This window comes from Streptomyces xingningensis, from assembly GCF_054957865.1.
The window spans coordinates 67,826-80,227 of record NZ_JBDJPF010000015.1 but is presented as its reverse complement, the minus strand read 5'-3'; the positions used below and the strand labels follow the sequence as shown (position 1 = coordinate 80,227).

The 12,402-nt window shown below is 75.1% G+C and carries 4 protein-coding genes; all 4 read right to left on the bottom strand.

Annotation, left to right across the window (positions count from 1 at the left end; translation table 11 throughout):
• Positions 1–31 precede the first annotated feature (31 nt).
• From ABCR83_RS10810 to ABCR83_RS10795, 4 genes are read right to left on the bottom strand one after another with little or no spacing between them, the layout of a single operon-like run.
• Entirely contained in the window at positions 32–829 is a 798-nt protein-coding gene (locus ABCR83_RS10810) for a thioesterase II family protein (RefSeq protein ID WP_462694676.1), read from the bottom strand.
• Complete coding sequence (locus ABCR83_RS10805) at positions 826–1,980, bottom strand: Gfo/Idh/MocA family oxidoreductase (protein WP_462694675.1); 1,155 nt, start codon at positions 1,978–1,980, stop codon at positions 826–828. The genes ABCR83_RS10810 and ABCR83_RS10805 overlap by 4 nt, the downstream gene beginning before the upstream one ends.
• Complete coding sequence (locus tag ABCR83_RS10800; protein WP_462694674.1) at positions 1,977–7,631, bottom strand: non-ribosomal peptide synthetase; 5,655 nt, start codon at positions 7,629–7,631, stop codon at positions 1,977–1,979. The genes ABCR83_RS10805 and ABCR83_RS10800 overlap by 4 nt, the downstream gene beginning before the upstream one ends.
• A complete protein-coding gene (locus tag ABCR83_RS10795) occupies positions 7,628–12,172 on the bottom strand; it encodes a non-ribosomal peptide synthetase (protein ID WP_462694673.1) in 4,545 nt (1,514 codons plus the stop codon). The genes ABCR83_RS10800 and ABCR83_RS10795 overlap by 4 nt, the downstream gene beginning before the upstream one ends.
• Positions 12,173–12,402 lie beyond the last annotated feature (230 nt).

Sequence of the window (12,402 nt, the reverse complement as noted above, 5' to 3'; positions counted from 1 at the left end):
TATCCGCACCTTCTCGCTCGTTCTGTGGGGGTCAGGGGGTGGACGGCCAGCGCCGGACCGCGGAGCGCGCCGCCCGCGCCCGGTCCACGACGGTCCCGGCCACGGGCTCGCCGGAAGGGGAGAAGTAGAAGTGGCCGCCGGGGAACCTCAGCACCTCGCACGGCCCCGTCGTCGCCTCCCGCCACGCCTCGGCCTCCTCGCCGGTCACCTCCGTGTCGTCCGTCGCATAGAGCACGGTCGTCGGGGAGCGCAGCGGCGGTCCGGCCGATGGGTGGTAGGTCTCGATCAGCCGGTAATCGTGGCGCACGATCGGCAGGACGAACTCGCGCAGCCCGGGGTGGGCGAACACCTCGTCGCTGGTGCCGCCCAACCGCACGACGGCGGCGGCCAGTTCGTCGTCCGTGCCGAGGTGCACCGCACCGGGGCGCGAGCGGTGCGGGGCCGGCCGGCCGGAGACGATCAGCCGGCCGGGGTCCTGTGCGCCGCCGGCCTCCAGCCGCCGCGCCACCTCGTAGGCGACGACGGCGCCCATGCTGTGTCCGAACAGCAGGAACGGCAGGTCGAGCCGGCGCCACAGTTCGTCGGCGGCACCGTCCGCCAGCTCCTGTATCGATGCGGCGGGCTCGGCTTCGTACAGGTCCTCATGGCCCGGGTACTGCACGCTGACGAGCTCCAAGTCGCCCGGCGTCCGGCCGGCCCAGCCGCGATAGGTGCTGGCCGAACCGCCCGCGTGCGGAAAGCAGAACACCCGGACCGAGGCCCCCGGGCGCGGTGCGTAGCACCGCAGCCATGTCCCCGTCGTCCCCGTCGTCCCCGTCAGGCGCGTCACTCGGGCTCCTCTCCCCCGGCGGACTCCACGACGCCGGGCGCCGCGGACAGCAGTTCGGCCGCCGACAGCGGCGGTGTCCCTGGCGTCCCGGGCGTCCCGACCGGCTCCGGGTAGCCGAGGACGCCGGTCAGCTCACTCCACGCACGGGCGACCAGCAGGTGGCGCTGGGCGCCGCGCAGCGGGTCGGATCCGGCGAGCACCCCGTCGTGCAGCCCGGCGAGGGCGCGGCGCACCGCGGCGGGCCACAGCTCGCCGGTCACCCTGGCCCAGCTCGGCGCCGTGGCGGGGCCGAGGGGCTGGGTCACGGCGTTGCCCAGGTGCGGATCGCGCCCGGCGTCCAGGACGAACAGCCCCTCCTGGTCCGTGGCGGGGCGCAGGGGCGGGTCCCACAGCAGCGGCCCATGGGTGTTCGCGAGGGTGAGGCAGCCCGCCTCGGTGCCCACGGTGATCCGGTGCAGGAAGTGCGCATGGGCGTCGTCCCCGGGCACCAGTTGGTTCTGCACGCGGAGCGTGAGCGGTGTCCCCGCGACGGTGCCCGTGAGGGAGCGGTAGGGACCCGTCGCGGCGCCGGGCGGCGACACCTGCGCGATGCTCCACGGCCGGATGCCGCCGAGCGCGAGGGCCAGGATGTCGAGCAGGTCGAAGGAGACCTGCACGGCGCAGACCGCGTCGACGAACACGGGCCGGTGCCGGGCGGCCAGTTCCCGTGCCACCCCGATGAACCGGGCGACGGGCGCCACCTGCGGGTAGAAGGTGTTGAGCCGGTACTGCGTCCGCCGGACGCGGGCCAGGCGCAGGCAGTCCGCCAACTCCCGCTCATGGACGGGATGTTCCTGGAGCACATGGACGCCTCGCCCCAGGAACGCCCGGGCCAGCTCTGCTCCGGTGCCTCCGGCGACCGCCGACGGCACCACCACGCACGCGACCCGTACGGTCTCCGGCACCTCGTCGACGGCCGTGTAGAGCGGTACTCCATGGCGGGCGGCGAGCGCCTGGGACCGGGGGCTGCCCTGCCCCAGGATGCCGGCGAGCGTGAAGCGGGGGTCGCCGGAGGCGAGAGCCGCCGCGTAGAACTGGCCCCACCGGGAGCCGCACACCACGGTCGGCAGGCTCGGCCGGCCGGTGTCGTCCGACCGCACGGCCGCCGTCACCGGCCCTCCCCTGCGCCCTCGGCACCCTCGGCACCCTCGGCACCCTCGGCACCCTCGGCACCCTCGACGATGTTGCGCGCCAACTCCCGTACGTGTGGCGGACGGACACAGCCGAAGTGGTCGCCCCCCACGTCCACGACGGTCAACTCGCCCAGGCACAGCCGCGCCCAGAACGCCGTCATGTCGTCGTGCAGCCCCGGAATGAAGTGCGTCGGACGGCGCGGCCGCAGAAAGGTGATGTCCCCGGCATAGGGCGGCGGATCGTAGCGGGTGACGGCGTCCACGGTCAGCCGGAACACCTCGTACAGGCGGGCCGTGTACTCCGGTGAGCCGAGGCCGGCGTCGAGACCGGCCAGGGCCCGCCAGAGTTCCCCGAGCCGCCGTGCCTCGTCCTGCGCCGCGAGCCGCGCGAATCCGGCGGCGGGTCCGGCCAGGGCGGGATCGCCGTCGTCCCGGCGGAGCGCGCCCCGCGGGATGCGCCCGGGTGTCCTGGCCAGCGCGGCGCTCAGCACGGCGCTCACCGCCCGCTCGTCGGCGGGCCAGCCCAGCGCTCCGGGGTCGCCGCCCATGGCACGTACGAACGCGTACTGGGTCATCAGCTCCTCGTCGATGCGGTACGGGATGCGGTAGCTGGAAATCACCGTCAGCCGGCCGACGTCGACGCCCGTGCCGTCCAGGGTGCGGGCGAGTTCGGTGGCGATGAGCCCGCCCGAGCAGTAGCCGACGATGTCGGCCCGCCGGTGCCCGGCCTCGATGACCTCCCGCGCGTAATCGGCCGCCAGCCGCTCGACGAAGGTGTCGGCCGACAGCGTCAGATGGGCTTCGGTGTCCGGCACGGCGAGCCCGGCCACCGGGCCGTACGCGGACAGCTCGCGCGCCAGCTGCCGCAGCGGGGCCAGGGTGCCGAGGCCCTCATGGACGAGGATGCGCAGCGGCCCGGCGCCGGACCCGCCGAGGGGCACCAGGGCCGCGCCGGCGACGGACGCCGCCCGGCCGCGCCCGCCCGGGGTGACGACCGCCGTGGCATCGTGCCCTTCGTCCGGGCCGCCCGGCCGGCTCGCCTCCTCCGCGCGGCGCAGCAGGTCCGCGACGGCGGAGAGCCGGGGCGCGCGCAGCAGCCCGCGCAGCAGCACGTCGAAGCTGACGTGCCCGGCCTCGGGCAGGTCGGCCCGGAGGGTGCCGACCAGCCTGGCGGCGATCAGCGAGTCGCCACCCGATTCGAAGAAGTCCTGGTCGCGGCCGATGTCGACGCCGCCGAGCGCGTCCGACCAGTAGCGGGCCAGCCGCCGCTCCAGCTCGCCCTTCGGGGCGCCGGAGCCGTCCGCGGCGGGCTTCGGGCCGGGGCCGCCCACGGCGCGCCCGGCGAGTGCGGCGAGCTGTTTGCGGTCCACCTTGCCGTTCGGGGTGAGCGGCAGCCCGTCGACCACCTGGACGTCGCCCGGCACCATGTACTCCGGCAGCCGGGCGCGCGCCCACTCGGTCAGCTCGGCGGGGGTGACCGTGGCGCGGCCCGCCTTGAAACGGGCGGCGAAGACGTGCTGGCCGAGCACCGAGAGGGGCTCGTCGGGACGCGGCAGGCACAGGACCGGTCCGGCGCCCGCCGCGGAGAGCAGGCCGAGCCACTGTTCGCGGTCCACGAAGACCCGGTCCTGCTCGCTCCGCAGGTCGGCCGGTTCCTCCATCATGAAGCCCTGCGAGGCGGTGACCTCGGCGTGTTCGCGGCTGAGTTCGACAAAGGCGAGCCAGCCGCCGGGAGCCACCAGCTCGCCGAGCCGCTCCAGCACGCGGGGCGTGTCGCGCGCGTTGTTCAGCGCTCCGGCGCTGACCACGAGGTCGAACGCATTGGGCTTCAGGCCCTGTTCGCGGGGGTCGGCGTTCATGTCGAAGAGGCCGAGGCGGACGGTCGGGTCGCCGCCGAAGCGCTTGCGCGCGTCGTCGAGGAAGAGCCGGGAGACGTCGGTGAACAGGTACTCCTTGGGGGTGTCGCCGAGCGCCTGGAGGACGGCCGCGGTGGCGGCCCCGATGCCGCCGCCGACTTCGAGCACGCGCAGTGGCCGGGCGTCCGGGTGCGCCTCCGCGATGCCTCGCACGGCCCCGGCGAGGATGGCGTTCAGCCGCCGGGAGGCGATGTTGTCGGCGTACCAGTCACGGGCGATGCCGTCGTCACCCGCGGGGAAGAACAGGTGGGTGGCGTTCACCTCGCCCCGCAGCAGCCGCGGCACGGCCTCCGCGCTCTGCCGGAAGTACCCGGCGAGCCGGTCCGAGCACAACTCCGCGGGCCTCGCCCGTTCGAACGCCCGCCAGGCGTCCGCCGGGGCCTCCGGGTCCGTGCCGCGCAGTCCGCTCCACTCCCCCGTGGCGGGGTCCTGGCGCAGTCGGCCGTGCCGCTGCAGGGCGCGCAGCGCGCGGCGCAGCAGTCCGAGGTGTTCGGGCGCCGTGGCGGTGCGGGCGGCGATCTCCTCGAAGCCGTGCGCCGCGTCGTCGGTCGCGAACAGCCCGCTCTCCGCCAGGGCCCGTACATAGCCGAGCAGCATCAGGTCGTCGAGGGTGCGGACGTACTCCGCCAGGCGGGCCCGGTCCGGCAGGGCGGGGAGCGCGGGACCGTCGGCGGCCTCCTGTGCCGCCGCCTCGACGGCGGCGGCGCTCTTGTCGGCGGCCCGGCGTGCGTCCTCGTCCAGGGTGGCCGGTTCGGCGAACGCCACGATCCGCCGGTCCATCATGGTCTCGCCGTCCACCACGGCCGCGGTGGCGGAGACGGCGGGGTGCAGGGACAGCACGGCCTCCACCTCGCCCAGCTCGATGCGGTGGCCGCGCACCTTGACCTGCTGGTCCCGCCGGCCGAGGAACTCGATCTCGCCGTCCGGTGTACAGCGGCCCAGGTCGCCCGTGCGGTACAGGCGTTCGCCGGTGACGGGGTGGGTGGGAAAGGCCGCGGCGGTGCGCTCCCGGTCGCCGAGGTAGCCGTCGGCGAGCCCGGCGCCGGAGATGTACAGCTCCCCGGTGACCAGCTCGGGGCAGTCGCGCAGCAGGGGGTCGAGCACGTGGCAGCGCTGGTTGGCGAGCGGTCGCCCGTAGGGGATGCTCCGCCACTCCGGGCGGACCTCCCGGATCGGGTGGGCGATGGACCAGATGGCCGCCTCGGTCGCGCCGCCCATGCTCTCCAGGGCCGTGTCCGGCAACAGCCGTCCGGCGTGCGCGGGCAGCCCCAGGGGTATCCAGTCGCCCGACAGCAGGGCGATGCGCAGCCGGGTGGCCCCGGCGAGTGCCGGTTCATGGTCGAGGTAGTCGGCGATCATCTGGAACTGCGCGGGAACCGAGTTCCAGACGGTGACGCCGTGCCGTACGACGAGCTGAGCCCAGTGCGACGGGTCTCCCCGCCGCCCCGGGTCGGGCAGTACCAGCGCGGCGCCCGCGGCCGGCGGGCCGAAGATGTCGTAGACGGACAGATCGAAGCCGAGTGCTGCCAGGCCGAACGCCCTGTCGTCCTCGCCAACGGTGTGGCGGGTGTTGATGTCGTGCACGGTGTTGGCCGCGGCGCGGTGGCTGATCACCACGCCCTTGGGCACGCCCGTCGAGCCCGAGGTGTGGATGACATACGCCGCCGTGTCCGGACCGACGAGCCGCTCGGGCCGTGCGGGCGGCGGCCCGGCCAGGGCGAGGCCGTCGACGGGGAGGGGAGTGACGCCGTCGGGCAGCGTGTCGTCCGGGCCGTGGCCGTGCCGGTGGGAGACCAGCACAAAACGTGAGCCGGAACCGGTGATGATCGCGTTGCGGCGGCGGCGCGGCTGACCGGCCTCGACGGGCACATAGACGCCGCCGGCCAGCAAGGCGCCGAGCACGCCGACGAGTTGGTCCCGGCCCTTCGGCATCAGGACGGTGACCAGGTCGCCGGGCCGGCACCCGGCGGTGCGCAGCGCCTCGGCGACCGCGCTCGCCCGGCCGAGCCATTCCCCGTATGTCACCTCGCCGTCGGCGTCGATCAGGGCGACCCGGCCGGGCTCCGCCAGTGCCCTCTCCACCAGAGGCTCGTGCAGCAGCGTGTCGGGGAGTTCGGCGTCGGTGGCGTTCATCGCGGCGCGCCGGGCCCGCTGCGCCGCGGGGAGCCCGGCCGGGTCCCGGCTGTCCCAGCACTCCGCGTCGGTGGCGAGACGGCGCAACAGCCCGGTGAAGGAGGCAAACATCGTCTCCATGAGCCCGTCGGGGAAGACCCCGTCCCGCACGTCCCAGTTGACCTCCAGATCGCCGAACTGGTCGCCCGCCTGGCAGTCGATCCACACCTGCGGGGTCTGGCTGATTCCGTACGAGGGGCGCGGGGCCTGTCCGCCTGTCGTCGCCATGGCCCGCCGGGCGACGCCGATTCCGCTGGTGAAGACGACCGGCATCAGTGCCGCCTCGCGCCCCTTGGCCCGCGCCAGTTCACGCAGCAGTTCCACGCCGGTGAACAGGTCGTGGCCGAGGTCGTCGAAGAGCTGCCCGCCCACGGCGCGCGCCCGGGCGGCGAAGGTGGCGCCTCGCGCGTCGACGGCCAGCAGGCTGACGGAGGTGAAGTCGCCGACGAGCAGATCGACCTGGGGATGCAGGGGTTTGCGGCCCAGCAGGGTGAGGTTGAGGCTGAACCGGTCGTTGCCGGCCCAGCGGCCGATGACTTCGGCGTAGGCGGCGAGCACCGCGCCCGAGGCGGTGATGCCGTGCCGGGTCGCGTGCTCCTTCAGCCGCTCCCAGAGCGCGGCCTCCAGGACGCCGCCGTGCCGCGTGAAGCGGACGCCGCCGGTGGCGGTGGCGCCGTGCCGGGTCGGGTGCTCCGCGCTCTCGCGCACGGGGAGGCCGGGCGCCGCCGGGATGTCTGCCAGGCGGTCGAGCCAGTAGGCGCGGTCCCGGTCGTACGCCTCGCCGGTGCGCAGCCGGCCGTACGCGGCCAGGTAGTCGCGGTAGCCGGCCCGCAGCCGGGGCAGTTCGGCCCGGGGGTCCCGGTAACGCCGGTCGAGCTCGGCCAGCAGCAGCTGGATGGAGGCGTAGTCGAACGCGGTGAAGTCCACCGACAGATGGAGCACGGCGCGTTCTTCGGTGCGGGTGAGCCGCAGCTCGTACAGCGGCCGCTCGCCGAGGGGGTGCATGTGGTGGGACAGTTCCTCGCGTACCCGCTCGACCGCGTGCGCCGACTCCCGCGCGGGCGTACCGCGCAGGTCCCGATGGCGCAGTGCGCAGGAGGGCGGAGCCTGCGGCAGGACGCGCTGGAAGCCGTCGTCGGAGAAGACGGCTCGCAGCATGTCGTGCCGCGCCAGCAGTCCGTCCCAGGCCCGCGCGAGCCGCTCGGCGTCGGTGTCCGCGGGGAGCGGGAACTCCAGGTAGATGTGGCAGGGCACGCCGCCGTGGTCGAACAGGTCACCGCGGCCCAGCAGATAGGCCGACTGGACGTCGGTCAGCGGGAAGGGTTCGTAGCGGGCCTCGGGCTCGTCGCGCCAGAGGTCCGCGCCACCCGCCCGGCCGGCGGCGCGCAGCTGCTCCAGCACCTCTTCCTTGTGCGCCTTGAGTGCTGCCAGCAGGCCGGGGGTCATCGCGCCGCGGGGAGCACGGTACCGGACCGTTCCGGACTCCTCCCACAGCCTGATGTCCTTCTCGCCGAACTGCTTCAGCAGGGTGGTGACGTTCACACCGCTCCTTCGTCGATCTCGTGGGCGGATTCGGTCGGCCCGATGCCGAGGCACTCCGCGAGGGCGGCCGCCAGACCACGGGCGCTGGGCTCGCGGAAGAACTCCCGCATCGGCAGTTCGACGCCGGTGCGCTCGCGCAGCGACGCCACGACGCGGGTCGCCAGCAGGCTGTCGCCTCCCGCGGTGAAGAACCCCTCGTCGCGGCCGTCGGGCCGGCGCCCCAGGACCAGGGCCCAGACGTCGGCCACCAGCTGTTCCAGCCCCGGCCGCACGGGCTCCGGGGCACGGTCCGCGGTGCCGTCGTCGCCGAACAGCGCGACGACGGCACCGCGGTCGACCTTGCCGTTGGCGCTCAGCGGCAGCACCGGCGTCACGGCGAACAATCCGGGGACCATGTGCTCGGGGAGCCGCCCGGTGAGCCAGCGGCGCAGTTCGGCCGGGACGATCCGGCCGGCGCCCTCGGGGAGCCGGGCCTGGAGCAGCAGGGCGCCGTCCGCTTCCCGGTGCGGCCCCACGGGGCAGGACAGGCCGGCCACCGACAGGGCCGCCGTCCAGTCCGCCGCGCCGGGCAGGGTGCCCGCCGCCCCCGCATGCCGGGTGTCCCGGCCCGCCCGGTGGTCGAGCAGCGCGGGCACCACGAGCGCGAGGGGCGAGGCGACGGTCGTCTCGGTCAGCAGCAGGGTGCCGCCGGGCGCGAGCAGGGCGCGGGCCGCCATCACGCCGTCGGCCGGATCGGCGTACCGGTGCAGGGAGTTGGCGGCGACGACCACGTCGAAGACGTGCGCCAGCTCGCCGCGGACCGCGCCCCGGTCCGGCACGACGGCCGTGGCCCGGTGACCGGCCCCGGCCAGCCGGTCGCGGGCGGACTCCAGCAGGGCGGCCGACTCGTCCAGCAGCACGCAGTCGACCGCGCCCGGGGGGACGTCGCGCAGGATCGCGGCCAGGGCCAGGCCGCCGCGTACGCCGAGCCCGGCCAGCCGCAGCGCGCGGCCCGCCGGCGCGACGAGTCCGGCCAGCCGCCGGGCGGCCTCCGCCTGGCAGGCGAGGGTTCCCCGCAGGTGCTGGGCGGCCGCCTCCGGGGCGAGCACCGGATCGTCGAGGAACACGGCGGGGTCGGTGTCTCCGCGCAGCACGGAGGCGAGCCGCGGGAGCGCCTGTTCCAGCGCCTCGGGCAGGCCGCCGAAGCCGGTTTCGCCGGCCCGGGCGCGCTGTCGCGCCCAGTGGTCCTCGGAGGACACCGGATGTCTGCGGGCGCCGGGGGCGAGGAGCGGACCGGAGCGGACGAGGACGCCCTCCTCGCACAGCAGGCGGATCCAGCTCTCGACCACCGGACGGTACTCGGGCCGCACCGGAAGGTGCTCGGGGCGCACGCCGGCGCCCGTCCCCGCATCGCCGGAGGCGGGCAGGAGGTGGCGGTCGAAGAGCCGGGCGAGTGCGGCCGTGACCAGCTGCCGCGCGGAGTCCCGGCCCGCTTCGTCCCGGCCCGCTTCGCCGGCGCGGCCCGGCGCCGGCTCCGGCCGCATGGGGCGGGCAGCGGCCGAGCGGAGCTCGGTGAGCAGTGCGGCGAGGCGTCCCGCGGGGGTGCGGACGACGACGGCGGACTCGACGCCGGGGTGGCCGCGCAACGCGGTCTCGATCTCGCCGAGTTCCACCCGGTGCCCGTTGATCTTGACCTGGTTGTCCAGCCGGCCGAGGAATTCCAGCAGACCGCCGGGCCGGTAGCGGCCGAGGTCCCCCGTGCGGTACCAGCGCTCGCCGCGGTGGGTCACAAAGCGCCGCGCCGTCTGTTCCGGGTCGCCCCGGTAGCCGCGGGCCACCCCGGCGCCGCCGATCCATAGTTCGCCCGGCACCCAGTCGGGACAGTCACGCCCCGGACCGTCCACGACGCGGTAGCGCTGGTTGCGCAGCGGCAGGCCGTACGGGACCGAGCGCCAGCGGGGGCCGATCAAGTCCGCCCCGGCGTCGAAGGCGTTGGACCAGATCGATCCCTCCGTCGCACCCCCGAGGGCGAGCAGGGAGCACTTTCCCGAGGTGGCGCGGGCCAGTCGCCCGGGCAGGTCGAGGCCGATCCAGTCGCCCGACAGCAGCGCCCACCGCAACGCCCCGGGCAGCGGCTCGTCCCCCGCCGCGATGAGCAGCATGTCCATCAGCACGGGGACGGAGTTCCACAGCGTCACCCGGTGCTCGCGCAGCAGCTCCAGCCAGGCGCGGGGGTCCCTGCGGTCGCCCTCGTCCACCAGCACCAGGGCGGCGCCCGCGGCGAGCGGGCCGAAGATGTCCCACACCGACAGGTCGAAGTCCAGCGCCGACAGCGCGAGCACCCGGTCGGCCGGGCCCACACCGATGCGCTCGTTGATGTCGTCCACGGTGTTGGCGGCCGAGGCGTGGCTGATCTCGACCCCTTTGGGCACGCCCGTCGAACCGGACGTGAAGATGACATAGGCAGTGTCCTCCGGGTCCCCCGGGTCCCCTGGCTCCGGCTCCGGCGGCTCCCCCGGCCGCACCGCTACCGCGTCCTCGAACTCCAGCACGGGGCAGCCGCCGGTGTCCTCGGCGTTCCCGTCTCCCAGCAGCAGCACCGCACCGGCCGCCGTCAGCATGCGGGTCCGCCGCACCGGCGGCTGGTCGACGCCGACCGGCACATAGCAGGCGCCCGCGCCGAGCACCCCGAGCACAGCGGTGATCTGGGCGGGTCCCTTGGGCAGCGCGACGGCGACGGCCTGGCCGCGCCGGATTCCCCGGGCCCGCAGCGCCCCGGCCACCCGCCGCGCCCGCTCGGCGAGTTCGCCGTAGCTGAGGACGCCGTCCGTGCCCCAGCACAGGGCCGGCGCCGCGGGGTCGGCGGCGGCCCGCTCATGGAACGGGGAGTGCAGGGTGCGGGGCGCGTGCGGCCACCGGGTGGCGTTCACCCGTTCCCGTACGGCCTGTTGGGGCCCGGGCAGCGGCAGCTCGGGGGCGGCGTCCGTCCAGCTTTCCACGGTCAGCCGCTCCAGCAGCTCGCCGTTGGCGGCGAACATGGCGTCCAGCACGCCCGCGGGGAAGAGGCTCTCCACGGCGTCCCAGGCCACCAGGATGCCGTCGGCGGTCAGATGAACCTGGTAGTCGAGCCAGACCTGCGGCGTCTGCGAGACCATCCAGCCGACGTCACCGAAGCGCGCGCGGCAGTTCTCCGGGACGAGCGGGCCGTCGAGGTTGCCGGCGAACACCACGGGTGCGGTGCGCGGTTCGCCCCCCGCCGCGGCGTCGGCCCGGGCCATCTCGCGCAGCAGCTCGACGCCGGAGAACGCGGTGTGGTCCAGGTCCTCGTGCAGCCTGCCCTGGAGTCGCGCCGCGCGCTCGGCGAAGCTGCCGCCGGCGCTCAGGTCGACGTCCAGCAGCACGAGGCTGGTGAAGTCGGCGATCAGCCGGGATGTGTCGGGGTGGGCGGCACGGCGGTCGAACAGCGGCACATTGAGCAGGAACCGGTCCTGGCCGCTCCACCGCGCCAGCACCTCGGAGAAGGCGGCCGCCAGAACGGAGGCGGGGGTCAGACCGTGCTGTGCCGCCCGCCGGGTGAGACATTTCCACAGCGGGGCGGGCAGCACCCGGCTCCGGCGTACGAAGCGGGGCCGGGTGACCTGGGAGGGGCTGCGGTCGAGCGGGAGCGCGGGACCTCCCGGCAGCCCGGGGAGGCGGGCGAGCCAGTAGTCCCGCGCGGCCCGGGCGTCCTGCTCGACGCGGGGCGCACGATCGGCCAGGTACTGCGGAAAGGAGTAGTCGAGCGCGTCGGCGTGCTCGGGACTCTCGTACAGCTCGGCCAGGTCGGCGAGCAGCAGCCGCATGCTCAGCACGTCGCAGACCAGCAGGTCCACGTTGATGTGGAGGCGGCCCCGGCCCTCCGGGAGCAGGGTGAGCCGGAGGTCGAAGACCTCGCCCCGGTCCACGTCGAGACGGCGGTGCGACAGCCGCTCGCGCAGCTCCTCGGCGGCCCGTTCGGCGGCTGCCCGGCCCCTCTCCCGCAGGTCGTGCACGGCCGGACCGGGCCAGGGCGAGTCGTCGGCGATCCGCTGGGCGCCATGCGGCAGGAACCGGGCGCGCAGCATGCCATGCCGCCGGATGAGCGCGCGTGCGGCCGCTTCCAGCCGCCCGGGGTCGGCCTGCGGGCCGTCGAGTTCGAGGTAGGCGTGGCAGCCGACGCCGCCGAGCGGCTGGTCCTCGCCGCGCCCGATCCAGTACGACTGCTGAATGGGCGTCAGCGGGAAGGGTTCCCGTGGATCGACCGTGATCGCCGGGGTGCCCGGCTGCTCCGCGCGCGTCCGCGTCACCGGGCAGGTGCGCAGCAGTTCCAGCCACGCGCCGATCCGGGGCTCCCGCGCCAGTTCCCGGAAGCCGACCTGCCAGCCCCCCTGCTGGAGCCGGTCGGCGAGTTGCATCAGCCGGATGGAGTCCATCCCCTGCTCGAACAGGTTGTCGGCGTCGTCGGGCGCCGATGCGCCCAGGAGTCCGGCCAGTTCGGTACGGAGGAGGAACTCTGCTTCGGGCATCACGTCCTGTACGGCCACTGCGCAACCCTCCACGCTCGCCCTCCGGGACGGGGCCGCAGCACCCGCACCGCCTCGACCGCCTCAGTCTGTAGGGGGCGATCTGAACGAGTCCTGGATGTTCTCTCCAGCCGGGGCGGAACCCCCCTTGAGCCGCGTTGTGGCCCAGGGGGGGCGGTGCCCTGCCTCGTCCGGACACAGCCGGGATGCGGCGGGGCGGTCAGGCGCCCGGGGGTGTGGCGCCTGCGGGG